Origin of the sequence: Paenibacillus sp. FSL K6-2859, from assembly GCF_038008265.1 — a bacterium.
Classification (GTDB): domain Bacteria; phylum Bacillota; class Bacilli; order Paenibacillales; family Paenibacillaceae; genus Paenibacillus_AQ; species Paenibacillus_AQ nitricinens.
The window spans coordinates 275,860-302,268 of sequence record NZ_JBBOYU010000002.1; the positions used below are offsets into that span (position 1 = coordinate 275,860).

A 26,409-nucleotide genomic window follows, 5' to 3' on the forward strand; every position below is an offset into this window, starting at 1 on the left:
TAATGATTTACAAATAGAAAGGGGTTGAGAAAATGCAACAACCAATTCATCTTTATTTTCTCTGTATCCAGAATCGTTGCCGAAGTCAAATAGCCGAGGCTTTTGCCAGACATTATGGTGGTGATTATGTGGTCGCTGAAAGTGCCGGGCATGAATCTGGAGATATCCATCCTTATACCATTGAAGTCATGAAGGAAATAGGAATTGATATTTCAAACAAAAGCTCAAAAACAATTGATATGAAAACGTTTATGCAATCGAAAGTCATTATAAAGTTATGTGAACAAGTTAATGAAAAATGTCCAATCGTGCCCTTTGCCATCAAAAATGTTCAATGGAATGTTACTGATCCGTTAACACATGATGGTCTTCTGGGAGACGTAAGAGCTGCAAGGGACGAAATCCAACAGAAAGTTATTGCACTATTGAAGGAAATGAAAATACCAGTTAACGAGTAAAAATCTTTGTATCGATATCGGGTGTAGTATCATCGTATATTCAGTTGTGGGCATGTGGGATGAACTATTTAAAAGAAGAGGTTTATCTAACGATTATCCAAGACAAATCATTAGAATATATAGATGTTCTTGAATTAAGCTAATGTATCTACAGAAATAGCCTTTCTTGATTTTGAAGGAATCAAACAATAATATATGATTATATATTATTTTGATCGTATTCTTGAGGGGACTGTGTATATGTTCGATATGGAAATGGCTGAAAAACTGAAATTATTAGGTGACAAAACCAGACTCACAATAATGGGACTACTGAAAGATAAAGAATGGTGTGTGTGTGATCTAGCGGGAATCTTAGATATGACTCAGCCCAATGTCAGCCAGCATTTAAGGAAATTAAAGACGCTGGGAATGGTTAAGGAAAGAAGACGTGGACAATGGGTATACTATTCACTTGATGTGGATGATAAACCCTTTATTCAAACCGTTCTAGATACCTTACCCGATACTCAGACGTTGCTGTCTTTGTTAAAAGAGAACTATACTGAGGCTGATTGTGATTAATCGAATGATTTAAGTCTGACCTCAGAGTCTGATTTATGTATTACCTATTGCTTATATAATTATATGATTATATAATGATGAAGGAAAAGGAGGAACGGAATATGAGTTTTGCTCTAGATGATTTGGAAGAAGAATCACTGGTTTTAAAGCTTTTGGGGGATAAAACGAGGCTTACTATGATGAAATTGTTGGAGAAGCAAGAATGCTGTGTATGCGAACTTGTCGAAATATTCAAAACGAGTCAGCCATCAGTCAGTCAGCATTTACGCAAACTAAAAGATGCAGGTCTGGTAAAGGAAAATCGGAAGGGTCAATGGATTTTTTATTCGATCAATTCTAATAGTAAACATAATGAGTTAATACAGAAATTGATGTTCTACGTTCCTTCACAAGACCAAGAATTGGCAGAGCTCGATAAGAAAGGTCTTAGAATTTCTTGTAATTAATATACGAGCAAGGATCTAAGAGATAAGGAAAACTTATCAAAGGAGATTGAACAATATGAGTCAAAGAGAAAAGAAGTTGTCTTTCTTGGATCGTTATTTAACCTTATGGATCTTTGCGGCAATGGGAATTGGGATTTTGATCGGCTTTTTGATACCTAGCTTTTCGGAAGGTTTATCGAAGATGCAGGTCGGATCGACTTCAATTCCTATAGCCGTGGGATTGATTCTGATGATGTATCCACCGCTTGCTAAAGTGAAGTTTGAGAAACTGGGAAGAGTATTTAAGGATTGGAAAGTCCTACTGCTCTCCTTGGTGCAGAACTGGATTATCGGTCCAGTATTAATGTTTCTGTTAGCCACCTTATTTCTTAGCGATATGCCGGAATACATGATTGGTTTGATCATGATAGGTTTGGCTCGATGTATCGCTATGGTTCTCGTATGGAGTGATTTGGCAAAAGGCGACCCGGAATATACAGCAGGTTTAGTAGCTTTTAACTCCATATTCCAAATTATTTTTTATTCCGTCTTTGCATATCTGTTCATCACTGTAATGCCTGGATGGTTTGGCGTACAAGGAGCAGTTGTAGACATTACGATGGGGCAAATTGCGGAAAGCGTAATGATTTACTTGGGAATTCCATTTGCAGCTGGAATCTTGACGCGAGTGATTGCGCTGAAGACAAAAGGTGAGGCTTGGTTTGAGAAGATTTTCTTGCCAAAGATTGGTCCTCTTACTTTGATTGCCCTTTTATTTACAATCGTGTTGATGTTTTCACTTAAAGCAGATTTAATGATTCAGCTACCTATGGATGTCGTTAGAATCGCTATACCGTTATTAATATACTTTGTCATTATGTTTTTCTTGTCCTTCTGGATGTCCAAAAAAGCGGGAACTTCTTATCCGGTAGCAGCTTCACTTTCTTTTACTGCAGCCAGCAACAATTTTGAACTGGGTATTGCAGTGGCCATCGGTGTGTTCGGATTAAATTCAGGGGCGGCATTTGCCGCTGTTATCGGACCGCTTGTTGAGGTGCCTGTTCTTATCGGGCTTGTAAACGTCTCTTTATGGTTCGGAAAGAAGTACTTTAATAAACCGTCACCTGCTGCCTAAACAAAGCATCAAAAATATAGTTACTGTTACCTTCAATATAAAGGAGATTATCTATCATGGAAAAGAAAACAATTTACTTTTTGTGTACTGGAAACTCTTGCAGGAGCCAGATGGCTGAAGGCTGGGCAAAGAAGTACCTCAGTGATGAGTGGAACATTTACAGTGCAGGTATCGAAGCACATGGTCTTAACCCTAAAGCAGTGAAAGCTATGAATGAAGTAGGTATTGATATCACGTCTCAGACATCTGATATTATTGATTCAGAGCTATTAAATAACGCTGATCTGGTGGTTACCTTGTGTGGAGACGCTGCTGATAAGTGCCCGATTACACCTCCAAAAGTGAAACGGGAACACTGGGGATTTGATGATCCTGCGAAAGCGCTAGGAACTGACGAAGAGAAATGGGCTGTATTCCAGCAGGTCCGTGATCAGGTCGGAGAACGAATTAAACAATTTGCTGAAACCGGCGAATAAGGAATCCAGCCGGGAGAAATCCCGGCTTTTTTCTACAGAAAGGAGATTAAATATATGAACTCTATTGAATTCTATGATCCAGCGATGTGTTGTTCCACAGGAGTATGTGGTCCGAGTGTTGACCCGGAATTAATTCGGATCTCTGCAGTGGTGCATAACCTGAAGAAAAGGGACGTCAATGTTTCCCGTTATAACTTGTCCAGTGAGCCGGCTGCTTTTGTTTCGAATGCAGTTGTTAAACAATTACTGACTGATGAAGGCCCAGATGTATTGCCTGTAATTATGGTAGATGGTCAGGTCGTTAAGAAACAAGGTTATCCTACTAATGAAGAGTTAGAGAACTGGACAGGGATTCCGGCTTCTGAACTTACGATGAAGCCTAGAGTGCGTTTAGAACTAAAAGTGAAGTCACAATAAACGAAAGAAGGGTCAACATGTCTATTCGGTTCGATCCACATACCATCCTGAAAACGCCATATTTTTTCTTTACAGGTAAAGGTGGCGTTGGGAAGACTTCAACTGCTTGTGCAGCAGCAGTTGCCTTAGCGGATGCCGGTAAACGGATTCTGCTCGTGAGTACCGATCCGGCCTCTAATTTGCAAGATGTCTTCGGCCGGGAGTTGTCCAATCAACCCGTCGCAATTGAAGGTGTGCCCAATCTTTTTGTCGCAAATTTAGATCCGGAGTCCGCTGCGGAAGAGTATAAAATGAAAGTTGTTGCCCCGTATCGTGGAGTCCTACCTGATTCAGTTATTAGCACCATGGAAGAACAGCTATCCGGTGCATGTACCGTTGAAATTGCAGCTTTTGATGAATTTACGACGCTGCTTACTAATGAACAATTAAAGTCTCAATTTGATCATATTCTGTTTGATACCGCACCTACAGGTCATACACTGCGTTTATTACAATTGCCATCGGCGTGGAGTGGATTTCTGGATGAAAGTACGCATGGTGCATCTTGTCTGGGGCCTCTGGCTGGTTTAGAATCCAAAAAAACACTATATAACGAAGCCGTCCGCACCTTATCAGATGGTGAAATGACGACGCTAATTCTGGTTACCCGTCCGGAACAATCTCCGCTAATGGAAGCAGCACGTGCATCGTCAGAACTTCGGGGAACAGGTATCAAGAACCAAATGCTGGTCATTAATGGTTTGCTGTTATCTCACAGCGAAGAGGACCCTGTATCTAAAGGGTTTTATAACAGGCAGCAGCGGGCTTTGGAACAATTGCCTGCTGAACTCCAGGAACTGCCGAATTATGTTATTCCATTAGCTCCATTTAACGTGACTGGACTTGAAAGCTTACGTAATCTTTTCCAATCGGATCCGTTGGCATCTACCGAAAAAGTAACTGCTGTGGAGATTGACCGTTCCATTCCGGATCTTGGTGGTTTGATTAATGATCTTGAGGAAAGTGGTATTCGAGTGATCTTTACAATGGGTAAAGGAGGCGTAGGGAAATCCACGGTAGCTTCTGCGATTGCTGTAGGGCTTGCAGAACGTGGACACCGGGTCCATCTCAGTACGACTGATCCTGCCGCCCATCTAGAATATGTGTTTGGAGAGAATTCAGATCGCATCACACTCAGTCGAGTCGATCCCAAAATCGAACTGGAGAGATACCAGGCAGCAGTCATTCAACAAAATTCGGAATCGCTTGATGAAGAGGGACTCGCTTTTCTAGAAGAGGATTTAAGATCGCCATGCACAGAAGAAATCGCTGTATTTAGGGCTTTTGCTGATTTAGTTGAACATTCAGAAGAGGAAATCGTAGTGATTGATACGGCGCCGACCGGACACACCCTGTTATTGCTTGATGCAACTCAGGAGTATCATAAAGAAATTGCCCGTTCCTCTGGATGGATTCCAGATTCCGTTCAACATTTGCTCCCTCGTCTTCGTAATCCGAAGGAAACCAGTGTCGTAATCGTCACGTTAGCGGAGGCAACACCTTTTTATGAAGCCTCTCGTTTGGAAAGTGATTTGGAGCGTGCCGGCATTCCAACAAAATGGTGGGCCATCAACCAAAGCTTTGCTGCTGCAGGAACAAATGACAAAGTCCTAAATGGGCGTGCTCATTCCGAGCTACAATGGATTAGTAAGGTTAAAGAAATCTCTAATGGTCATGCGGCAATCATTCCTTGGCAACCGGACGAAATTACAGGCTATGAACAATTGAAGGCCTTGACAGAAAGTATCTCGAGGTAGGAAAGAGAGTGGATGAGAATAATGACGATTACGGATGAAGCGAAGCAGTTTATTGAGAACATGATGAAGGAGGCAGGGGTCTCTACTTTGCGGTTTGCATATTCCGGAGCAGGATGCTGTGGACCCAGTTACCAATTGTCGCTTGAGAAACCGCAAGAAAATGATTTGGTGAGTGTAGTAAATCATATTCAAATTGCGGCAGATTCCCGGGTGACTGACCAAATCAGCGGACTTATCCTTGATTTTGTAGAGGACGAGCAAGGCGCAGGATTAACTATGAGTGGCGGCAGCAACTGCTGTTAAGCCGACAGGAGAGAGCTATTATGGCAAATTACCACGCACTTATCGAGAATAAAGTATATATTGGTGGAGAGAATGCTTTGCTTGAAGCCCTTAAAGAGAATGAGATTACAGATGTGTTTGATTTGAGAGATAACGGAACGGAGGCAGAAGGCTTTCCAGCCGAAGTAACCCGTCATCACTTCCCAATCGTAGAGGATGAAGCAGGCCAAGGGTCTTATGTGAAAGCAGCTATTCAGGCAGTTACAGACGCAGTGAACAGTGGAAAAACGGTGTATTTTCATTGTGCAGGGGGTCGTAATCGCACAGGAACAGTAGCCACTGGAGTTTTACTTGAATTAGAAAGGGCTTCTACCGTAGAAGAAGCGGAAGCTTTGGCCAAAGAAAAACGTCCAGACATCAATATCAAGCAAGAAATGCGTGATGTGTTGAAAGGGTTTTACCCGCCGAAATCATAAAATTTTACCATGTAAAGGCTATTTCCAAACGGAGATAGTCTTTTTTTTATTTTAACTGTTGTATAATACAACAGTTGTGTGTTACATTTTAGCAGGAGGGATGAAGATGAAAAGAAAAGGAATACATCAACCAACCATTGAGGATGCCATTGAAATTAGTGGAATTGAAACACTGCATCCTGGAGGCTTTGCTTTAACTAAACGCACTGCAGAGATTGCAGAGCTTAAACAGGGGATGCGGGTTTTGGATGTATCCAGTGGAAGAGGAACTCAAGCAATATTTTATGCAGAGAACTATGGGGTTCAGGTGACTGGATTAGACATCTCCCTAAAAATGATCGAGTCCGCCTCGAATTCTGCTAGATTGGCCGGTATGACGGGCCGTGTCTCCTTCCGTCAGGGAGATTCTCAGGCTTTACCCTTTGATGATGATACCTTTGATGTTGTAATTAACGAATGTGCGGTTGGAATCCCGGATGATTCTGAACAGGTTCTGAATGAAATGGTGCGCGTTGTGAAACCTGGTGGTACTATAGTGATCCATGAATCCATCTGGAAAAAGAAAATGACAGAAAATGAGAAGGAAGAACTAGCCGAAAGGTACGGAACGACTCCTTTGGAATTTGAGCAATGGTATGAAATGCTGAGAAAATCGGGTGTCGTTAACATTATTGCGGAGTATGAAAAATGGTCACAACCGGAAAAATTCTGGAAGGTTCGAAAAGATCGAGATGTTAAGCATCATTCGAAGCTGCTTACAATAACCGAAAGACTGATAACCTTGAAACGGATTGTGCAGAAGCATGGAATGAAAGGTGTATTTAAGGTCATGGAGAACGAGAAAATTTTTTTTAAAGCTGTACTAGATGGCAAGATAGGATATAGCCTGTATAAAGGGGTTAAAGGTTCGTAATATTTCTCTATTCATTATTGAGGTGAAACCATGGAAAATGTAGATTTACTTAGGAATTTAATGAGGGCTTTCGATAAAAACATTGGTGCTCTAGAGAAAACACAACTTATTTGTTGCGGAGCAACGATCGGACAATGCCATGCTATTATAGAAATTGGGCTTGCGGGTGAAATCTCACTCATAGATCTGGCTAATATACTTAATCTGGATAAAAGTACCATGAGCAGAACGGTAAATAACTTAGTAGCAGATCATTGGGTTGAAAGAATTATTGATCCGAACAATAGGCGTTATGTGAAGTTGATGCTTTCAACCAAGGGACAGGTTTTAAATGAACAAATTAGTGCTGTTCTTAATGCATACTTTGGAAAAATTATGAATGATATACCGGAGAACAAACGGGAACAGGTTACAGAGAGCCTAGAACTGTTGATCTATGCGTTAAATAAGAATAACTGCTGTTAACTACATTCTCGGTTAAAAAGAAAGGATGAACAACAATGTCCAAAGTTGTAGATACCATTGTCATTGGTGGTGGGCAGGCGGGTCTCGCATCCGGTTATCATTTGCAAAAGGCTGGACTGGATTTCATGATCTTGGAAGCCGGTGATCAGCCGGCGGGGGCTTGGCCACAATATTATGATAGCCTTAAGTTGTTTTCTCCTGCCCGATATTCGTCATTACCAGGTTTTGCATTCCCCAAAGAATCAAACGAGTACCCGTTACGTGATGAGGTCATCTCCTATCTACGTGCATACGCTGAGAAGTTCAAACTCCCATTAATGTTAAATAGCAAAGTGGAACGAGTCGAAGCTGTCAATGGCGGCTTTGATATCATAACTTTTAATGGCAAGAGATATAGAAGCAAATCGATTATTAGCGCATCGGGTTCTTTTCATCGTCCATATATTCCTAATCTTCCTGGAACTGAATCTTTTCAAGGAAACCTTCTTCATTCTTCCGAATATAAACGACCTGAACCGTTTCGTGAGCAGCGTGTTATCGTTGTGGGACGGGGAAACTCGGGCGTTCAAATCGCAGTAGAACTGGCCGATTATGCCACCGTATCTTTAGCTGTTCAACATCCAGTCAAATTTACTCATCAACGATTTCTAGGACTTGATCTTCATTTTTGGTTGAAGATGACTGGAGTTGACACATTTCCTTTCTATCGAATCGGCAAGGAACCTCCAAGTCCCATTTCAGTATTCGACCTTGGTGGATACCGTAAGAAAATACACAACGGCAATCCGAATCAAAAACAAATGTTCTCTGGTTTTTATCCTGAAGGTGTCATCTGGGCGAATGGAGATAGAGAACCCGCAGACAGCGTGATATTTGCCACGGGCTATCGTCCTAATATTCCGTTTCTTCATCAGACTGGTGCGCTTGCTATGGATGGCAGACCACAGCATGTTGCCGGTGTGAGCACAGAAGTTCCGGGGTTGTATTATGTAGGGTTAGCGAATCAGCGGTCATTTGCGTCAGCTACGATACGAGGTGTAGGAGCAGATGCTAAATATGTTGTACAACATATTACACGGTTCCTTCGAAAACCATAACTTCTGAACTAATTAAATACAGTAGGTTTTGAATAATACATGGATATATTGGGATGAATGGAGTTGATTGAGTTTTTTATTTGCATTTTGCAAATAAAAATAATATAATGAAAACAACAGTTGATAATCAAACGCCCAATTATATGTTATATCCGTGAATGGGTAGGATGATTATATATATTTTTTATTTTATATAATTGCAAAATGCAAATAATGTTTCGTACCAAAGTAAGGAGGTGAGGGGTAATGAATAATGATTCTATGAAGTTTACAGATGAAATTTGTTGTCAAAATGATAAGACTAAACATGATATAAATATCAAAAATGACCAAACATGTTGTAATGAACCTGAAGATAAGGGTTGTTGTCCTGCAGATGAGAATTAGTTATTTAGGATTTAACGTTAAATCATTTAATTTGAATCGAAAAAGGAGACTACTACCGTGAAAAAAATTGATGTGTTTGATTCAGGGGGATGTTGTTCAACCAACGTTACAGATCCTAAAGCTAAAATGAATTCCATTCGTTTCTCAGCAGCTGCAAATAATTTATTAGTAAAAGGATATGACATTAACAGATATAGTTTATTAAGCCATACCGAAGTATTTAATTCTAATGAACAAGTAAAGACACTAATGGATGCTGATTTGAACAATTTACCTATCACAATAGTTAATGGGGAAGTCGTAAAAACTAAAGATTTTCCATCTAATGAAGAGCTTGCGAATTGGCTCAATATTTCCATCGAAGAGATATTAAAAAAACAAACGGTCAATATTCAAATCAAAGGAAAATAATTAAAACAACTTAGGAGGTACTACAGATGATTCCATTATTTGATGTTAATAAAATTGATATTACACCTTATTTATTTTTCACTGGTAAAGGTGGAGTTGGTAAAACTTCAACAGCATGTGCAACAGCTATATCTTTAGCAGATCAAGGAAAGAAAGTTCTATTGGTAAGCACAGATCCCGCATCCAATTTACAAGATGTATTTAATACGAAATTAGATATGCATTACAAGGAAATACCGGAAGTACAGAATCTTTATGTTGCAAATTTGGATCCTGATCAAGCGGCTCAAGAATATAGAGAAAGCGTAGTTGGTCCCTATCGTGGGAAGCTTCCTGATGTGGTCATTCAACAAATGGAGGAACAACTTTCCGGATCATGTACAGTAGAAATCGCATCGTTTAATGAGTTTTCTACACTGTTAACGGATAAGAAAATCCAGGCTGAATTCGATCATATCGTTTTTGATACAGCACCAACTGGACATACTTTAAGATTGCTTCAACTACCCAATGCATGGAATGAGTTCTTAGAGGATAGTACAGAAGGAACCACAAGTATGGGATTACTTGCTGGGTTAAACGAACGGAAAGACGTATACGAACAAACGGTGAAGGTTTTATCTGATCCTATGCAAACGTCGTTAGTGCTCGTCACTAGAGCAGATACTGCGCCACTACAAGAAGCAGCACGTGCTTCAAAAGAGTTAGCTGACACTGGGATTCGTAACCAAATGCTTATCATTAACGGGTTATTGTATCATCCCATGTTATCCGATGCTACGGCAGCCGCTTTCGCTTCACGTCAAGAAGAAGCACTAAATCGCATTCCTGAAGCATTAAAGACACTTGCTACATGGGCTGTCCCACTGGTGCCATTTAATATTACAGGTGTAGAAAATGTGCGCAAACTTTTCGACGAAACGCAAAGCATCCCAGATCAAAATTCAGAATTAAAGGATATGAATTATCCTCATCTGACTACAATTCTTGATGATATTATAGAGCGTAATCAAAGAGTAGTTTTCACGATGGGCAAAGGGGGCGTTGGCAAGACAACTGTAGCGAGTGCAATTGCTGTTGGATTAGCAGAACGTGGCAAAAAGGTTCATCTAACAACAACGGATCCAGCTGCTCATCTTGATTATGTCATGCATGAAGATATTAAGACACTCATCTCGATGAGTAAAATCGATCAAAAAGAAGAAGTTGAAAAATATAGAGAGGAAGTCTTAAACAGAGCACGTGAAACTATGGATGAACAAGGTGTTGCTTACGCAGAAGAAGAGCTAAATTCTCCGTGTACCGAAGAAATTGCTGTATTTCGTGCTTTTGCTAATATTGTTGAGCGCGCGGACAATGAGATTGTCGTGATAGACACAGCTCCATCAGGACATACACTACTGCTACTCGATGCTACGGAATCTTATCATAAAGAAATTGCAAATTCTTCAGGTGAAGTCCCTGTATCTGTTCAAAACTTATTACCCCGATTACGGAATGAACAAGAAACAAGTATTGTTATTGTAACACTTGCAGAAACAACACCGGTTTATGAGGCGGAACGACTGTCTGCGGATCTACAACGTGCTGGAATTACACCAAAGTGGTGGGTTGTGAACCAGAGTATGATCATGACTCATACCCAAGATCCAATTCTTCACACAAGAGCATTGGGAGAACAACCATGGATTCAGCGTGTGAAAGACACATCCGATGGAAATTTCGTTGTTATTCCATTGCATAATCAAGAGATTATTGGCTATAAAGCACTCAAACAATTAGCAACAAACTAAAATGACATGGAGGATTAGGCTATGAAGATTACGAATAGTGCTAAGGTATTCATTGAGAATATCATGAAAGATAATGAAGGAAAGATCCTTCGTATATCCCAAACAAGTTCAGGATACTGTGGCCCAAATGTAAACCTTGCATTGGATGATGCGAAAATAGAGAATCATATTCAAACCATTAATGATATACAAGTTGTGATAGAGCCAGAGGCAGATTCAGTATTAAACAACATTATTTTAGATTTAGATGAAGGAAATTTAGTGATCGTAAATGAAGGATCTAGCTGCTGTTAAATTCCATTATGCGATACTTGCAAATTGCAAATAAATAAAGTATAACTAAGGGAAAGGACAGGAGGGAAGTCACTTGGAAAATTTGCGGGATATGTTTCAGATTATGACTCGGCGATTTGGAGTACTGAATAAAGTATGCTGTACGGCTGGTGGAATTGATATCTCTCCCATACAGAGCCACATCCTATATGAAATAGATAAACAGCATAATCCTAACATCCAACAAGTAGCCGATACACTTGGAACAGATATTACAACATTTAGCCGCCAGATCCAAACTTTAGTTAAAATGAAACTTGTACAAAAGACACCAGATCATAGTGATCGTCGTATCTATGTCCTTTCCCTAACTGTTGAAGGAAAGTTTATTGCTGAAACGATTGATCAACAAATGAATTCATATTTAACGGAAGTATTTTCGCATATGAATGAGTTTGAGCGCCAAACCGTGATTCGTTCTATTCAGTTACTTAATGAATCTATGGCTAAGTCAAAAGTGTGTTGTTCACCATAAGGAACGACTTAAAGCATCTTACGACGGATGATCCTGCAATTGAGATCGATCACATAGCAGCTGAAGATATCGAAGATATGATAACCTTTTGACAATTGTAATGTCAAAAAAACAAGTACTTCTAATTAGTGAGTAAACACTAATTAGAAGTACTTGTTCAAATACCATAGATCGTTAATGAGAAATGGGGAGCATCCACAAATCGGACGGTACATTTATGTAGGTAACTTTGTGTCATTGTACAAATGGCTGTCGGATGACAAGAATGTGTTCCGCATAGAACCCGCATAAATTGCGGGTTTTTCTTTTTTACGGTACATATTCTTGTCAAAAGCTAATGACAAGAATATGTACCGAATGCCGAAATAGGCCAAGAATATGTACCGTTAACCGATAATTAATATATTCAAAACCAAACCACCGGAAAGACGTCAAAAAAGCATGATATTACTGTAAGAGGGAGTAAGAATTTCTGGGCCGGACTAACAGGCAGGATTGTTCAACAATTTCACGAATAACCTTTAGGATAGACTTTTTACGAAGTTCGTAAAAAGGACGTTATACGCAATTGCACAAACACCTGAAACCATTTCCAAACACAATCGCAGCATATTGTAAATAAATTTCAATTAGGTGAAGCATGAAAGTTTTTGATTACTTAAGAGGCTCAACCTAAAAATTAGCGGTTGATATTTTCATCCTAATAAGCGTAGCCGATTGCATTCGATTAAAATACCAGCTTTGTAACATCGACGATTGCGCGTGAAATAATGTCGACGCTGATATGCTTTGATGCGATTATGTCTTCCTTCCAACGTCGCATTCGTCCAGCGGCAGCTATGGTAGTTCACAATTTCCTCTTCCCAATTTCGCATCGTTTTCAAGGCGCTTTGCATCGCTTCGTGCTCAAGGGCTTCCCCCTGCTGACACCAACGAGTAAACCCAAGCTGGGCCACATGGTGATTTGGCGAATAATCATACCAGTGAGAAACGCCTCTTTCCATTCCCATACCTCACGCAGCAGCGGCGAGAATGCCAGCAGTTGATCTAACTGAGTTCTGCTCTTTTCGGGTAAGGAATCTGCAGGCGGATTCAGCAGGCGATGATGACTTTTCAAGATGACTTTGGCCCGGGGGAAAAGGGTAGACTGAACTGATTTCCGGACCGCCTGGACACTTTCAATGACGCAACCGTGAACGTGGAACCGATCGGCAATTCGGAGCGCCCCCGGAAAACATTCGCTGAGCCAAGTGTGATACGTTTGAGCCAGATCCATAACAACTGCCTTGGGATTTAGGTTCAAAAAATCGGGATGTTGCTGGGCATACGCACGTAACGCATCCAGCTTTCGCCCAGCCAGCAGGTCTAGCATGGTTTCGCCTCGAAGATCGTGAATGCCAGTATTGTAGGTGTATCCTTTTTTGATCGCAAAGTCGTCGATGCCGAGCACCAGTTCTGGCGTGTCTTTGGCTTGACGCCAAGCCTGCTCAAGTAGACGCTCATTCTCTGCGGGCAAGGCCTCTTGATGCATGCGCTGAACCGTGCTGGCAGGTAGATCTTGCATTCTCGCCTATGCGCTGCCGTGGAGCCCAGTGCCTGGTTTACAGTCTGTGAGCGGAAAAAGACGGCTGTATTGTTCCTTGGGACCCACCCATGCATACGACCAAACAAACCCAATCTTGCACCGCGAGCAGGCTAAGCGCAGCGAGGGAATATGCAAAAAGCACTTTTTACCAAAGATGCTGACATGACGAATCTTGCGCGACTTATTGCGGCCATCTCGCTTCACCGCTTGTTCGGAGTGGCAGATTGGGCAGGGCTGTTTGTGTGCCACCGGTGAGGCTTCCAAATGCACTTCCGTTGCATTGTGGGAGAGAACGTTATGCAGTTGTAGCTCTGGTAATCCGAGCATTTCGTTAATATACTGGAGTGGCATCTGTCATTTCCTTTTCTTGTTGTTTGGTAGGACTTACAACAATACAGGATTTGCAGATGTTTTTCCATTTCTATCCTCGTTTTTTTTCCGCACTCAATTTTCAACCGCTAATTTTGGGTTTGAGCCTATATATGACTCAAATATGTAGCTATGTTACAACCGGAATATGTGAAAAGAGAAAATGTGAAGTGAATTTATTTTTAAATGATTTTATTAATAGAGTTTACAATACTGATTTACGAGATATTGGTTTCGAATGCTTAGATATTTCAGGAGCAGATGGAAAAAGGCCTGAAATTTCTTTCGTTTTTGGTGGACAAAAAACAGTAATAGAGGCTAAGACATTAGTTAATCCAGAAATAAATATAACAATATCCTTTACTGGTAGCGTCAAGAAGTTTGTGTAAAAGAGTAGAAGTAACTCTACGAGTGTGTTTTAGGTATGCAGGTGTTTCTGGGGCGGGGGAACCCCGCCCCCAGAAACAGGACGAGCGGAAGCTACTCTCCTTCCCGTGTTGGTATTGTTGGATAGCGGGCTTCGAACAGCTCATTCAGCTTCTTTTTCACCGCATCCACACCAAATCCTGGGACTACACGTTCTGCAAAGCGTTCATTGTAATCCGTCGCTTCCAAGTACACGATTTTCTCCGCCGCGTCCATATTGGTCAGACTATTCATTGGTTTGAGTCGCTTACGGATTTCCTTATTCATTCGCTCGATCGGATTCGACGTGTAGATGGCTTTGCGGATCTCCGCCGGGTACTTGTAGAACGTCAGTAAGGTTGACAACTGTTCTTCCCATGAGGCCATTTCTTTCGGGTACAGCTTGCCCCACCGGGCTTTGACCGTATCGAATGCGGCCCGGGCTAACTCTTCATCAGGTGCGGTATACACGGTCTTAAGGGCTTCAATGACATCGGTTTTGTGTTCCACCCGGATTTTAGGAAATGTCGCTCGCACTTTGTGAACCACACAGTGCTGCACATCGGCTTGAGGATACGTTTCTTTAAATGCAGCGTCGAGTCCCGGCAGGCCGTCAAACACCCCCAGCAGGACTTCCTGTGCACCACGGGTGTAGAGGTCTTTTAGGACTTCCCGCCAGCCCATTGGAGCTCTCTTGACCGCCGACGTAAAACCCGAGGATTTGACGATGTCCCTCTTCAATGCCCATGGCAAAATAGATGACTTCACCGTCGACGGTGCCTCGTTTGAGCTTCACATAGAGACCGTCCAGGTAAATCACGGAGTAGCGTTGGGCGAGCTGACGCGCCTGCCAGTTCTGAATGTCCTCCAGCACCGTTGCGGTAATGTTGCTCACGGTCGTTGCGGAATAATGGCTGCCGAACATACTTTCAATGAAACGGGCCACGTCTCGTGTGCCCATGCCGCTTTTGTACATTTGGATCACCGCCTCTTCCAGCCAGCCGTCTCTGCGTTGATACGGTTCAAACATTTGTGTCTGGTAGTATCCTTTACGGTCTCTAGGCACCTCTAGATCCTCCAAATGACCGTATTTGGTGTGCAGACTCCGTTTGTAATATCCATTGCGGCTGTTACGCTCACCCGCTTGCTCATTCTCCATGAAGTGCTGAATTTCCGTTCTCATGATAGATTCCAAGTTGTCTTTGACAAACGTAGTGACAAGATTTTCAAATAGATTATTCATGAGATTTTCGGGTACAATAGTCATCGAGTAGGGTTCCTTTCTTGGTGGTTTCGCAATCCCGAGAATACCCTACTTTTTTGTTGCCTGCTAGGCTCCAAATCTTGGTACACAACTTACTTTACGCCATCCCTTTACTGAAAAAATTGCTGAATTGATAGAGAACTTTAGGGGCAAAAATAAAGAGATACGCAAAAAGATTAACCGAAAAAATCCGAGATAATGGGTGTTAAACTGACTTTTGATGGAACAATATTAAGCTTATCAGCTATTTTAGGTAATAAATACAATGACTTAGAGAAGGAAGATCTAACCTCTAGAATATTTATGCAGTATACAATGAAGCTAAATATATGAGAAAAGGAAATGCAGAGTTCGGAAGTATAACTTTGGATGTTTCCAAATACATGAAGCTTAAGTTTAATAATCTGAATAAAGTGAAAAGAAATCTATATAAAAGACCTGAAATTAGTGATTTAGATGATATATATACTAATGGAGCTGAATTTTTAGAACATTCTATTAAAACTGAAGAGTATATTAAATCTGGTGAAAAGAAGTTAAATATTTCTCTTCAACTTACAGACTCAATTAGTGAAACCTTGGTTCCTTGTAGTGTACTAAGCTCTACGTTTTTATCCTCAACAAGCCACATTAAAGATACGATTAGATCAGCTGATAAAAAGCTGGGAACATACAATAACGAATATAAGAAAATTCTTATTTTTAACAACAATTTTTATAGACTGATGACGGGAATAAATGACGGATATGAAGAGTTAATTCGTGAGATACGCAATAATGTTAAAGAAAGTATTATAGATGAGGTATGGATTGAATACACAGAAGTGTTCACTGAACTTGATTATTCTGATTACATTGAAGCAGTTTCGGAAGACAGAAAAGGATATGAACGAATATTACGAAAAGTGAAAAATTAGTTCACTGAAAAAGCTTCTTTTAAGAAGCTCAGGCTGTCGAGAAAGTCTCGACAGCCTTCTTTATGCCCTAATTATTTAAGACGACACCGCGTTAATGTTGTATAATATAGGTAACTATTTATAGAACGGATGGTGTGTTGAATGTTACGTTCCAACCGAGAAAGACAACAATCCTACGAATTTGTTTCCATAGAAGATTTGGTCCCCGAAGACCACTTGCTTCGAAAGGTGGATAAATATATCGATTTTTCTTTTATTGATGAAATGGTTCGACCGCTATACTGCGCCGATAACGGACGCCCAGCTATAGATCCAGTTATTTTATTTAAGATGATTTTTCTTGGATACTTTTACGGTATTCGTTCCGAACGTCAATTGGAGCGAGAAATCCAAACCAACTTGGCCTATCGTTGGTTTTTGGGTCTAGGGCTTAGCGACAAGGTTCCTGACCATACAACGATTAGCTGGAACCGGCGGACCCGGTTTAAAGATACAACGATTTTTCAGGATATTTTCGATGAGATTGTTCTCCAAGGTATTTCGCACCGAATGATTGGCGGACGTGTTCTCGTGACCGATTCGACCCATGTGAAAGCCAATGCGAATAAACATCACTATACCAAACAACAAGTACTACAAAATACCAAAGATTACATTGACGAACTCAATACCGCCGTGGCTGATGACCGGAAAGAACATGGAAAAAAGCCCTAAAACCCAGAGAGGAAGTGAACGAAGAGAAAGAAATTAAAGTGAGCACAACTGATCCAGACAGTGGATATATGATTCGTGATGGCAAACCAGAAAGCTTCTTTTATTTGGACCACCGTACGGTCGATACCAAGTACAACCTCATTACCGATGTGCACGTAACGCCCGGAAATGTCCATGATTCCGTGCCCTATTTGTCGCGTTTAGGTCGCCAGCAAGATCGTTTTGGGTTTGCAGTTGAGGCTGTTGCACTCGATTCAGGATATTTGACTACACCGATTTGTCGGGGGCTACAAAGACGAAAGATTTTTGCCGTGATTGCTCACCGGAGGTTTCACCCCAAGCAAGGCTTGTTTCCAAAGTGGAAGTTTACCTTTGATCCCGAACGTAATCTATATGTTTGTCCAGCGAGTCACGAATTGAAATACAGAACCACAGACCGCAAAGGTTACCGACAGTATGCTTCCAATCCGGAGTATTGCAAGAGTTGCCCGTTGCTGGGTCAATGTACACAGTCCCGAAATCATCGAAAGGTGGTAACCCGGCACGTTTGGGAGGACAGTAAAGATTGGGTTCGGAACAACAGGCTCAGCAAGTCTGGCAAACAGCTGTACCGCAAACGAAAAGAAACGATTGAGCGAAGCTTCGCGGATGCTAAAGAGCTCCATGGGTTTCGCTATTGCCGTTTGCGCGGACTCCGGAACGTCAGGGAACAAGCACTGATGACGGCAGCCGTGCAGAACATGAAGAAGATGGCGATCCACCTGGATAGCCTGGAAAAGTAGGGGTAATCCCCCTACTTTCCCGATTTTACAGCCACCTAAACATGAAAAGAAACCCAAGATATTAAAATAACCTGGGTTTCTCGACACTCTGAGCTTCTTTTAAGAAGCTTTTTCTTTTCCTAAAAATTAACTTACATTTTTTCTACACAAAATTTATATATAATAAGGGAAATTGGAACGGAGCAGGTGAACATATTGTCTATACATCAAGTTTTAATTGCAGATAGTGAATGGAATATGAGAAAATCGCTTCGGTTTTATCTGGAGAAACAAGGGTTTTATGTAAAAGAAGCGACTACAGGAACAGAAGCACTGGAAATGTTAAAGAAGTACTCATTTGATATTATATTATTGGATATTATTTTGCCTGATATGGACGGATGGCAAGTCTGTAAGGTAGTCAAGGAAACCGTTTTTGTACCTATGCTGATATTAACGGAACAGGGAGATACTAAGGACAAGATTCGCGGGCTTAGGATTGGAGCTGACGATTACCTAACCAAGAATATTGAACCTGAAGAGTTATTAGCCCGCATATACTCCATTCTCCGGAGGGTAGCAATTACAAAATCCATGTTTGAAAAAGAAAGATCCCTTGAATTCCCTGGGTTAATAATATATCCAAAAAAGAGGGAGATTTATATTGATGGGATCTTGGAGGGGTTTTCTCAAAAGGATTTTGATTTGATTGTTACTCTTGCTCAAAGAAGAGAAAAAACTTTTACCAGAGAGGAATTGGTGGATAGTGTATGGGGATATGATTTCGAAGGAGAAAATCGTGTAGTTGATACCCATATAAAGAAAATTCGCCAAAAATTCCAAAACGCTGGGCTTAAATATAGTCCAATTCAGACGGTTCGGAGTATAGGGTATAGATTTTTTAAACAGGATTGAACAATTTATATAATTCAATATTACCTATAAGGACACCATGAGATTTTAGTGCTTGGTTATATGTTGATTGTTGTAGCTTTGACGTTAACTGGTAATCAGAATTAAATCATTTTAAGATGGTGAGCTGATGTTTTCTATTTATTCAAAACAAGTTGCAGAATTGTTAAGTGCGCTGGGGATATGGTCATTTCTGATAAGCATTGGAATTAGTATTTTTATAAGTATCATCGGAGTAATTCCTTCAGTTTTTATGACCACCGTAAATGTTTTGATTTTCGGATTCTACCCTGGTTTTTTGCTCTCGTGGATTGGTGAGGTCTTAGGTGCAGGGGTATCCTACAATTTATATCGATTAGGTGTTCAAAGAGTGAACAAGCTTAGAAGGGTAAATTATCTGTGGTTAAATAATCTTAACAATATGACTCCACTAAGGCAGTTTTTCATCTTGTTGTTGGCTAGGCTCATACCCTACGTACCATCCTCCATTGTAACATTGGTAGCCACCACATCCAGTATGACTTTCTTGAACTATATGTTGGCAACTGCTGTAGGCAAGCTTCCCTCCATTTGGTTAGAAACCTTACTTGCTTATGGATATGTAAAAGTAGAAAATAAATCAATGAAAATAATAATTACAATAATGTCACTACTTTCTCTATATATTATTATCCATACAAGTAAGATGAAAAATGGTAAGTTGAATGAAATTCACGAAAATGATCACTAATCCTAGAAATTTATGCATTGTACTATAAAATTGTGTGGTATTTGTGTTGTTTGAAAATAAAAATAGAAAATTTTATATCGGATTGACACAGTGAATATAAATACAATACTATAGCAATAGTTACAAAAAATTAATTAATTATTGCCGAATTTCGTATTGAAAACGGGGGAACCATTCTTGGGTGAATTATTCTTGAAAGCAAAGGAATATAGGGAACCTTTAACCGAACCCTCAGCTAACTCCGTAGGCATTGAAGGGAGAACCTGATTCTGAAAAAGTTTATTTTATCCGTAGTGGGGGCTGCAGTATTGTTCACTTCTGTTCCTGCAAGCACCTACGCAAGTGAAGTAAGTATTGAAAATGAAGTGAAAGAGGTATTGGGGACTCCTTATTTATGGGGGGGGACTACGGCGGCGGGTTTTGATTGTACGGGTTTCATATTGTATATATTAGATAAATTTAATGCAGGTGATTTACCGCGCACATCACAATCTCAAGCTAAAGTAGGCACACCCGTGTCTAAAGATGATCTTCGCGTAGGAGATCTGGTCTTTTTTAACACTTTTGGTACAGGAATTTCCCATGCAGGCATTTATGTAGGTGATGATCAGTTTGCTCATTCCTCAAGCAGTAAAGGCGTAAGAATTAGTAGACTCTCAGAGTCATATTATCGTGATCGTTATGTCACTGCTCGCCGTGTAGTGAGCGAAACTAGCTACCTCAAAATGATTAGTGAATGATGAGTTTGTAAGGTCAGCATCTGTTTTTTTACCTTTTTAATTTCTGGGTTTGTATGCATCCTCTTTAAGAAAAAGACTTCTCACAGGTTGTATTTTATTGTGAGAGGTCTTTTTGCGTCGAGGCTTAGTGTTTAGTGGAAGGTGTGAAAAAACGGTAATAATACAATTGACATACCCCCGAGGGGTACCCTTAGAAGATCGATTTTTCGGAAATGCCAACATTTTTTCTGAAGGTGAGAAAAGGTCTCTCGTTTCTTTCCATCCGGATCTATATAAATACTGGGAAACTACGACAGAAATCACGAAACCTATTTACGCGGGGCACAAAGGTTTAAAAGACGTAACCCGTATGCAGTTAATAGATCTTAACCTTTGGTTGCCTGGTGATATATTAATGAAAGCCGATAAGATGAGTATGGCTCACTCTTTAGAGGTTCGTGTTCCTTTCCTTGATAAAGAAGTGTTTGAGATTGCCCAGAAAATTCCTGCTTCATTATTGCTCGCAATAGGAACCACTAAATACATCTTACGTAAAGCCCTGGAGGGAATCGTACCTCATTCTGTGTTAGGTCGTCCAAAATTAGGCTTTCCTGTGCCTTTGAAAAAATGGTTATTAACCCCAATGGGTGATACCATCCTTCAACAAATTACAGAGAGTGGGGTGGACCAATGGATTCAACTAAATGTTGTTAAAGAGATGTTAAAACAACATCGAATGGGAACGGCCGATTATTCCCGCAAGATTTGGACGATTTATATATTTTCGTTGTGGCATTCCATGTATATTAAACAGTCTATATTCAGGCAAGCTCTAGTCAACTCATAACTCGATAATAGTAGTCAATTGTAGTCGCCTAATTTTGAGATAGCGTAAGCTACCGAGAGGAAAAATATTCAGATATGTGATCCTATCCATCTTAAATCGGGGACTAAATCAACAGTTGGTTGCGAATTATGGAATGACTGGAGAGGAAAAGGAAGGAACATGGTTGTTATTACCCGGATTGCTTTTTTCAATCACTTAAGCAAGGAACAATAACTTCATGAAATATGCAAACTTTCAACATCATATCCACATACAACTCTTCTACAATAAAAATATTAAAAGAAAGCAATTTACAGAGGAGGTACACAGATGGATTGGTCTTTGCTATTGCTGTTGATTTGTCCACTGATGATGGTATTGATGATGTTTGGGATGAGAGGAATGCATGGTAAAGACTCTCATTCAAACCAGTCACAATCCAACTGGACACTTCACGAAGACTATAATGAGTTAAAAGTAGAGAACGAACGAATGAAAAAGCAACTTCTAAGCTTGTCTAAATAACTCATATTAGAGAAAAGCATATAAAACTCCATTGAAATCGCCCATGGATAAATGGAAGACCTTATTAACCATTTTGACGGGGCGATTTCTTTGTACAAGCTATAAATCACGAACTCAGTCTGGCTAGATTTTGTATATAAATACACTTTTAGGATAATATAACTTAGGATGAACAAACATTAAAATTATGAAGGAGTAATAAAAATGACGACAATTTCACATTCTTCGGTTCAACATTTTCAAAGTTGTATTGATAGTTGTAACGACTGTATGCAAGCATGTGAAGAATGTTTAACCTCTTGTCTTAAAGAGACAGACGTGCAAGCAAGAATTCACTGTATCCACACTTTGCGTGATTGTGCGGATATCTGTGCAACAGCTGCCCAATGGATGGCTCGTGGAAGTATATACGCAAAAGAATTTTGCCAAGTCTGTGCAAAGATCTGTGACGATTGTGCTGCAGAATGTTCGAAATTTCAAGACGCACATTGTCAGAAATGTGTTGAGTATTGTCGTAAATGTGCAGATGAATGCCGTAAAATGGCTTCGTAAAGTTGAGGTTAGGTGATTGAGGGGAGCAATGAACGGAATTTTAGATAGTTGCACCCATGAGAAATAAAGAAACGACGAAAGCTAGTAAGAGCTTTCGTCGTTTTGCAATAGTTTATTATTTTTTAGTAACATTGACAGACTAATTCGCCCTTCGTCTAGTGTTGTCATCTAATTAGGATAGGCAATGTTAATTTGTGTTTAATTAGTAAGTCCATATGCTCCCTTATTTATCGATGTGTAACGGTGGGAATATGTTGATGTGTCATGGAGAATAATGGGATTAGATCTTGTCTAAGCCATCATACCAGCCGTATAACCATCCATAATGTTCGTTCGTTAATATTGTAATAATCTGAGGAGTTAAGATGGACAACAACCTAAATAATTCATTTCTGTCCCTATTCAAACCGGAAACAGCAAGCGGAAAAGCTGGAAAATGCTTCAGTCATACAGTCCGTGGTATATCTCTATGGCCTGCCGTGAAGCTCAAATGTGGCATCATCGATGGAGAGGCTGCCACTTTGCCATGGGATCGATGAAGAAGGAGTGCTCTAGAGGGATTTGAATGGGGAGGCCAGGAGGACCAAAAAAAAGGCCGGTAATGGGTTCAAAAAGACTTCTGTGACCATGATGCTCTTTGGGTGGAGGTTCCCCCCCATCAAAGGAAAATCACCCACCCAGCGACATACATATACTGACTTCCACTAACTTCTGTGTGAAGAAGGAAAAAATACTCAGTCCGCTAATCCGGTCTGCTTGTAAAACAGAAAGAGCTTTACTTTCCAAGCTCCATTGATAACTCTGCTTTGTTTGTTCAACCATAGCACCACGCAGAAAAAATAGTTAGGGTCAACACTGACAGAATAATAGCGATTAAGATGCTACATAATAAAGCAGCGCCTCCCCACTGCAAAAATGTTTCTAGCCCTTCGATAAACCTATAACCAAACCATAAAACATACTTACACTCCTCTAAACGGTTTATCTATTGATTTATTTGTGATGCTCTGAATGCTCCTCTTGTTGATTGTTTTGTTGTACGGGCTTATCCAGAAAATCCGAAATGGATTGAGGTACCGCTGTAATAACCAGGATGATGGATATGATCGATGAAATGAAATATACCCATGCCGCAGGACGATCTTTTTTCCACCTTCGTTTCGCTACAACGATAAACCATATGGACAAGAGAAGAGAGATGACTAAAAAAATGAGTTTAAGAGATGGAGCCATGGAGAAGAGCCCAGCACCTAAGGATGTTAATCCTAAGGCAATCAACAGGGTATGAAGCCAATGATGTGCAGATGCAAAGAGCGCGAAAAGGACAGAACTGATCGATTTGAGTAAGGTTCTTTCTTTTTTCAAGGGGGTTCACCTCCTTTATAAATTCTTTACACTTATTATAAGGATGAAATATGGAGTTGAGATGAAGTTATAACGAAGCGATGCCTGTTAGCAGAAACAACAAAGGAGCCATACCAATGTAATTTTAGCGGGGGATTTTGATGATCAGTCCATTGTAAAGGTAAGCGTCAAACGGCCCTCATCCTGATCTCAAGGTTTGGGCTGTTTGACGCTTACGATTTATTTGGTATGTAAGTAGCTCCTAGACCTTAATATCAACAGTTTGCCCTCGATACTGATCCGGTATTTTTGCCGTATGGTTCTGATGAGTGGCCTCAGTGTGTTGGTAATTGGTCGTTTGCTTAATTGCAGCCCCTCCATGCATACCTTCCATTCCACAATTTTTTGGCATATTACCTGCACTTGATACCTGGCTCAAACCTGTCATAAATAATTCCTCCTTGTTGTTTCATTTATTTAATTCCATTTAAAAATACCATTAATATGTGTCGGTTCAATGTAGACATTAAGGAGTTAAGCCAAGAATCAATAACTTCATGGAATGCCCAATGTTTCAACATCAAATCCACAAATCACTCTTCTATAATAAAAATATCAAAAGAAAGACAATTTACAGAGGAGGCACACAGATGGAATGGTCATTGTTACTATTGTTGTTATGTCCACTGATGATGATATTTATGATGTTTGGGATGAAAGGAATGCCTGGTCATGGATCTCATTCGAACCAATCACAAGTAGATTGGACACTTCACGAAGACTTTAATGAATTAAAAGTGGAAAACGAACGATTGAAAAAACAATTAAATATTGACTAGAAAATTTTATAACTAACAATCGAACAATCGTCCTAAGCTAAACGAAGGTGTCACACAACCTACCGTTTAGATAGGGCGATTTTTTTGTTCATTCACATATCAGGGCTATGCATCCCGATTATTTATATTTTTCCTTATTGTTTCTCCATACTTTCCCAAAATTCCGTTGGTATTCTTTTCTTACGGCAATAAAAAAAGTAGATAAATGTAGAGCTGCTAAAAGGAGGCGGGAATTTTGCTTTGCGCAATATTATTGGAATCGCACTTATCGTGATTATCATAATCAAGTAGCAGAATTAATGTCTTCTAGTTCTATCAATCCACTACTGATTGGGCGTTACCAAAGAGGTCTATATTTCCTGTCTGAGGGAGCATATCTTTTGGATCAACTTAATCAGAATATAAATAAAATGGTTAGATTGACGGAAGCGACGAACCTGGACTATCAAGTGTATGTCAATCGTTACAATGTATTGTTCCAAAACAAGGCAGTATTAAGTAATGTACCTCAAAAACTTACGATGCCAAGGAATTGTTTTTTATCTAATTTATCAGAGAATGCTGTAGCAGAGTCTACCGTAGTCGGAGATGTGCAACAGGCAAACAAGGCTATATATCAAATGGCTCAAGCGATAATGGAATTTGATAGCACAATTCAATGGGTAGATAACCAAACCAAGCAAACGATGTTGCAGGCACAACAGGCTTCCGAAGCAATGAATATGGAGAACGCAGCTACAACAAGTCAGACAAGTGGTTTAATACTGTAAAAAGTACTGTTATCATAGTGACAAGAGACGGTATTTGAACACTTCCAATCGAAAGAGCTGCTCATAGTCTGATTGCAACCAAACCGCAATAGGTTGAAAATGATCAGACGGTTTAATTTTTAGGAGGGATAAAAATAATTAGGTTTGATTTACCCTGAAATTGTATTGAATCTATGGAGAAAGATAGGAGTATAAAAATAATAAGGCTCGGCCAACCTATTTGTAAATTAATAGAAGGGGTGTTGAATTTGGGGGCATTGGGTACTCTTTTTCTTATAGCGGGTACAACTACAGTATGTTCTGGAAAGACTCAGCAGGTCTTTCCCATAGCACATGTGATTAATGATATATATTTACTGTCCCAGCTTTCGGATGAAGTCATACATATCTAAGGGAATATGAAGACGAGGAATTCATTCCATAAGTTACTGGCTCCAATCGAAGTATACGTTTGTGCGGATGAAGTAGGTTCCAACCATAATGAAGAACAGTTTAATACGAAGTATTACTCAGGATTGTTTCATGGATCAAAAACAATACGGGATGAATGTTCTAACCTCCAAATTATTGCAAAGTCGGTGTTGCCTGATGAGCAGTGGAGAATGGCTATAGGTACACCAGCTATTCTTAATGAGACATTCGGTGTCCACTAGACTTACTTTTATCGAATGGTTGTTGAATATGCTCAGGCTTCGGGGCAGACCTAGAGTCGATGAGTGAAGCTTCCTTACGTTCGAAGGTGATGTGAATTGAAAGAAGTATAACGGTTACAATGAGCATAAGCGCGGGACTGCGATATATCCATGGGGACTGGCTAAGGATTTTTTCTTCAATCTGCCCTTGAAGCATTAACAGGTGGACAAACTGAAAAATACCACTGATAACCATAAATGCTAAGATACTTTGGCTCCACTGTGAAGTGGGAAGCATATTAATGAGCATCGCGCCCGTCATCCCTGCCATCATGCCAGATAATGCCCCGTTCAGAAAGGCACCAATACTGATTATCGCCCCTATACTGCCACCTGCAATCATCCCGATAAGAACACAAATGAAAAGGGATAGCAGCAAGTTATGACTGAGTAACAAACCCGCAATCGTTCCTCCCCCAAAGCCGATGATCATGCCGCTTACCATTGGGGATATCATCGTGATCGTACTTGTAAGATTACAACGGTAGCGGTAAATGAAACCGAATGACCAACATGCCATGAAAACATAAAAGATTGTAGCAACCATCCAGCTTGTCATTTGTACAACCCCCTGTTTGTTGA

Annotated in this window: 33 protein-coding genes, 3 pseudogenes and 1 riboswitch; of the genes and pseudogenes, 31 read left to right on the plus strand and 5 right to left on the minus strand. The window is 40.2% G+C overall.

What is annotated here, in order from left to right; all coding sequences use genetic code 11:
• Positions 1–32: 32 nt before the first annotated feature.
• The 17 genes from MHB64_RS31990 (at position 33) to MHB64_RS32070 (ending at position 11,903) form a co-directional block, all read left to right on the plus strand.
• Entirely contained in the window at positions 33–458 is a 426-nt protein-coding gene (locus MHB64_RS31990; protein ID WP_341136348.1) for an arsenate reductase ArsC, read from the plus strand.
• Between the two features lie 240 nt (positions 459–698).
• Positions 699–1,022: an ArsR/SmtB family transcription factor gene (locus MHB64_RS31995; protein ID WP_445671651.1), complete on the plus strand. Its 324-nt coding sequence runs from the start codon at positions 699–701 to the stop codon at positions 1,020–1,022.
• Between the two features lie 101 nt (positions 1,023–1,123).
• A complete protein-coding gene (locus tag MHB64_RS32000; protein ID WP_341136349.1) occupies positions 1,124–1,468 on the plus strand; it encodes an ArsR/SmtB family transcription factor in 345 nt (114 codons plus the stop codon).
• Positions 1,469–1,523: 55 nt separating this feature from the next.
• A complete protein-coding gene (gene arsB, locus MHB64_RS32005; protein ID WP_341136350.1) occupies positions 1,524–2,582 on the plus strand; it encodes an ACR3 family arsenite efflux transporter in 1,059 nt (352 codons plus the stop codon).
• A 56-nt stretch (positions 2,583–2,638) separates the two neighbouring features.
• Positions 2,639–3,058 carry an arsenate reductase (thioredoxin) gene (gene arsC, locus MHB64_RS32010; protein WP_341136351.1) on the plus strand — a complete coding sequence of 140 codons (420 nt, stop codon included), beginning with the start codon at positions 2,639–2,641 and terminating at the stop codon, positions 3,056–3,058.
• A 54-nt stretch (positions 3,059–3,112) separates the two neighbouring features.
• Complete coding sequence (gene arsD, locus MHB64_RS32015; RefSeq protein WP_341136352.1) at positions 3,113–3,475, plus strand: arsenite efflux transporter metallochaperone ArsD; 363 nt, start codon at positions 3,113–3,115, stop codon at positions 3,473–3,475.
• Positions 3,476–3,492: 17 nt separating this feature from the next.
• On the plus strand, positions 3,493–5,271 hold the full coding sequence (gene arsA / locus MHB64_RS32020; protein ID WP_341136353.1) for an arsenical pump-driving ATPase: 1,779 nt from the start codon (positions 3,493–3,495) through the stop codon (positions 5,269–5,271).
• Positions 5,272–5,283: 12 nt separating this feature from the next.
• Entirely contained in the window at positions 5,284–5,574 is a 291-nt protein-coding gene (locus MHB64_RS32025) for a HesB/IscA family protein (RefSeq protein ID WP_341136354.1), read from the plus strand.
• 20 nt (positions 5,575–5,594) lie between these two features.
• Positions 5,595–6,029, plus strand: a complete 435-nt coding sequence (locus tag MHB64_RS32030; RefSeq protein WP_341136355.1) for a protein-tyrosine phosphatase family protein — start codon at positions 5,595–5,597, stop codon at positions 6,027–6,029.
• Between the two features lie 106 nt (positions 6,030–6,135).
• A complete protein-coding gene (locus MHB64_RS32035) occupies positions 6,136–6,942 on the plus strand; it encodes a class I SAM-dependent methyltransferase (RefSeq protein WP_341136356.1) in 807 nt (268 codons plus the stop codon).
• A 30-nt stretch (positions 6,943–6,972) separates the two neighbouring features.
• Entirely contained in the window at positions 6,973–7,407 is a 435-nt protein-coding gene (locus MHB64_RS32040) for a MarR family winged helix-turn-helix transcriptional regulator (protein WP_341136357.1), read from the plus strand.
• Positions 7,408–7,442: 35 nt separating this feature from the next.
• The gene (locus MHB64_RS32045) at positions 7,443–8,504 is read left to right on the plus strand and encodes an FAD-dependent oxidoreductase (RefSeq protein WP_341136358.1); all 1,062 of its coding nucleotides are present in this window, start codon (positions 7,443–7,445) and stop codon (positions 8,502–8,504) included.
• A gap of 246 nt (positions 8,505–8,750) precedes the next feature.
• Positions 8,751–8,891 carry a hypothetical protein gene (locus MHB64_RS32050; RefSeq protein WP_341136359.1) on the plus strand — a complete coding sequence of 47 codons (141 nt, stop codon included), beginning with the start codon at positions 8,751–8,753 and terminating at the stop codon, positions 8,889–8,891.
• A 57-nt stretch (positions 8,892–8,948) separates the two neighbouring features.
• Positions 8,949–9,302: an arsenic metallochaperone ArsD family protein gene (locus tag MHB64_RS32055; RefSeq protein ID WP_341136360.1), complete on the plus strand. Its 354-nt coding sequence runs from the start codon at positions 8,949–8,951 to the stop codon at positions 9,300–9,302.
• A 26-nt stretch (positions 9,303–9,328) separates the two neighbouring features.
• Complete coding sequence (arsA, locus tag MHB64_RS32060) at positions 9,329–11,095, plus strand: arsenical pump-driving ATPase (protein ID WP_341136361.1); 1,767 nt, start codon at positions 9,329–9,331, stop codon at positions 11,093–11,095.
• A gap of 21 nt (positions 11,096–11,116) precedes the next feature.
• Positions 11,117–11,389 carry a hypothetical protein gene (locus MHB64_RS32065; RefSeq protein WP_341136362.1) on the plus strand — a complete coding sequence of 91 codons (273 nt, stop codon included), beginning with the start codon at positions 11,117–11,119 and terminating at the stop codon, positions 11,387–11,389.
• Between the two features lie 73 nt (positions 11,390–11,462).
• A complete protein-coding gene (locus tag MHB64_RS32070) occupies positions 11,463–11,903 on the plus strand; it encodes a MarR family winged helix-turn-helix transcriptional regulator (protein WP_341136363.1) in 441 nt (146 codons plus the stop codon).
• 695 nt (positions 11,904–12,598) lie between these two features.
• On the opposite strand, the pseudogene MHB64_RS34000 reads toward MHB64_RS32070, so the two are convergent.
• Positions 12,599–13,839, minus strand: a pseudogene (locus MHB64_RS34000) (ISL3 family transposase).
• Between MHB64_RS34000 and MHB64_RS32090 the strand changes: the two are divergent.
• Positions 13,833–14,246, plus strand: coding sequence for a hypothetical protein (locus MHB64_RS32090; protein ID WP_143812090.1), 414 nt, complete (start codon positions 13,833–13,835; stop codon positions 14,244–14,246). The pseudogene MHB64_RS34000 and the gene MHB64_RS32090 overlap by 7 nt on opposite strands.
• 91 nt (positions 14,247–14,337) lie before the next feature.
• Here the strand turns inward: MHB64_RS32090 and MHB64_RS32095 are convergent.
• Positions 14,338–15,529: pseudogene (locus MHB64_RS32095) on the minus strand (IS256 family transposase).
• Positions 15,530–15,855: 326 nt separating this feature from the next.
• Between MHB64_RS32095 and MHB64_RS32100 the strand changes: the two are divergent.
• The 10 genes and pseudogenes from MHB64_RS32100 (at position 15,856) to MHB64_RS32140 (ending at position 22,721) form a co-directional block, all read left to right on the plus strand.
• On the plus strand, positions 15,856–16,443 hold the full coding sequence (locus tag MHB64_RS32100) for a hypothetical protein (protein ID WP_094868929.1): 588 nt from the start codon (positions 15,856–15,858) through the stop codon (positions 16,441–16,443).
• Between the two features lie 141 nt (positions 16,444–16,584).
• A protein-coding gene (locus tag MHB64_RS32105; RefSeq protein WP_256989708.1) for an IS1182 family transposase occupies positions 16,585–17,939 on the plus strand; the annotation gives its coding sequence in 2 pieces (ribosomal slippage) (positions 16,585–17,155 and positions 17,155–17,939; 1,356 coding nt in all).
• Positions 17,940–18,134: 195 nt separating this feature from the next.
• Entirely contained in the window at positions 18,135–18,833 is a 699-nt protein-coding gene (locus MHB64_RS32110) for a response regulator transcription factor (RefSeq protein WP_373455871.1), read from the plus strand.
• Positions 18,834–18,960: 127 nt separating this feature from the next.
• On the plus strand, positions 18,961–19,560 hold the full coding sequence (locus MHB64_RS32115; protein ID WP_094868928.1) for a TVP38/TMEM64 family protein: 600 nt from the start codon (positions 18,961–18,963) through the stop codon (positions 19,558–19,560).
• 132 nt (positions 19,561–19,692) lie between these two features.
• A riboswitch (cyclic di-AMP (ydaO/yuaA leader) is annotated at positions 19,693–19,825 on the plus strand.
• 4 nt (positions 19,826–19,829) lie between these two features.
• The gene (locus MHB64_RS32120; protein WP_094874472.1) at positions 19,830–20,300 is read left to right on the plus strand and encodes a C40 family peptidase; all 471 of its coding nucleotides are present in this window, start codon (positions 19,830–19,832) and stop codon (positions 20,298–20,300) included.
• A gap of 349 nt (positions 20,301–20,649) precedes the next feature.
• Positions 20,650–21,126, plus strand: coding sequence for an asparagine synthase-related protein (locus MHB64_RS32125; protein ID WP_419884385.1), 477 nt, complete (start codon positions 20,650–20,652; stop codon positions 21,124–21,126).
• A 309-nt stretch (positions 21,127–21,435) separates the two neighbouring features.
• Positions 21,436–21,630 carry a DUF2933 domain-containing protein gene (locus MHB64_RS32130; RefSeq protein ID WP_094874474.1) on the plus strand — a complete coding sequence of 65 codons (195 nt, stop codon included), beginning with the start codon at positions 21,436–21,438 and terminating at the stop codon, positions 21,628–21,630.
• A gap of 204 nt (positions 21,631–21,834) precedes the next feature.
• Positions 21,835–21,918: pseudogene (locus MHB64_RS34005) on the plus strand (four-helix bundle copper-binding protein); the annotation flags it as partial.
• Positions 21,919–21,982: 64 nt separating this feature from the next.
• Positions 21,983–22,198 carry a hypothetical protein gene (locus tag MHB64_RS34010; protein ID WP_445671654.1) on the plus strand — a complete coding sequence of 72 codons (216 nt, stop codon included), beginning with the start codon at positions 21,983–21,985 and terminating at the stop codon, positions 22,196–22,198.
• A 349-nt stretch (positions 22,199–22,547) separates the two neighbouring features.
• Positions 22,548–22,721 (plus strand): hypothetical protein, encoded by a 174-nt coding sequence (locus MHB64_RS32140; RefSeq protein WP_179281768.1) that lies wholly within the window; start codon positions 22,548–22,550, stop codon positions 22,719–22,721.
• Positions 22,722–23,175: 454 nt separating this feature from the next.
• Here MHB64_RS32140 and MHB64_RS32145 read toward each other — a convergent pair whose 3' ends face one another.
• Complete coding sequence (locus MHB64_RS32145; RefSeq protein ID WP_094874476.1) at positions 23,176–23,547, minus strand: hypothetical protein; 372 nt, start codon at positions 23,545–23,547, stop codon at positions 23,176–23,178.
• 241 nt (positions 23,548–23,788) lie between these two features.
• Entirely contained in the window at positions 23,789–23,974 is a 186-nt protein-coding gene (locus tag MHB64_RS32150; RefSeq protein WP_094874477.1) for a hypothetical protein, read from the minus strand.
• Positions 23,975–24,176: 202 nt separating this feature from the next.
• On the opposite strand from MHB64_RS32150, the gene MHB64_RS32155 reads away from it, so the two are divergent.
• From MHB64_RS32155 to MHB64_RS32165, 3 genes are all read left to right on the plus strand, one after another.
• On the plus strand, positions 24,177–24,365 hold the full coding sequence (locus tag MHB64_RS32155; protein WP_094874478.1) for a DUF2933 domain-containing protein: 189 nt from the start codon (positions 24,177–24,179) through the stop codon (positions 24,363–24,365).
• A gap of 299 nt (positions 24,366–24,664) precedes the next feature.
• Positions 24,665–25,135, plus strand: a complete 471-nt coding sequence (locus MHB64_RS32160) for a hypothetical protein (RefSeq protein ID WP_179281769.1) — start codon at positions 24,665–24,667, stop codon at positions 25,133–25,135.
• A gap of 398 nt (positions 25,136–25,533) precedes the next feature.
• Positions 25,534–25,788 (plus strand): hypothetical protein, encoded by a 255-nt coding sequence (locus MHB64_RS32165; protein ID WP_143812216.1) that lies wholly within the window; start codon positions 25,534–25,536, stop codon positions 25,786–25,788.
• On the opposite strand, the gene MHB64_RS32170 is transcribed toward MHB64_RS32165, so the two are convergent.
• Positions 25,763–26,386, minus strand: coding sequence for a hypothetical protein (locus tag MHB64_RS32170; RefSeq protein WP_094874480.1), 624 nt, complete (start codon positions 26,384–26,386; stop codon positions 25,763–25,765). The genes MHB64_RS32165 and MHB64_RS32170 overlap by 26 nt on opposite strands.
• Positions 26,387–26,409: the final 23 nt, after the last annotated feature.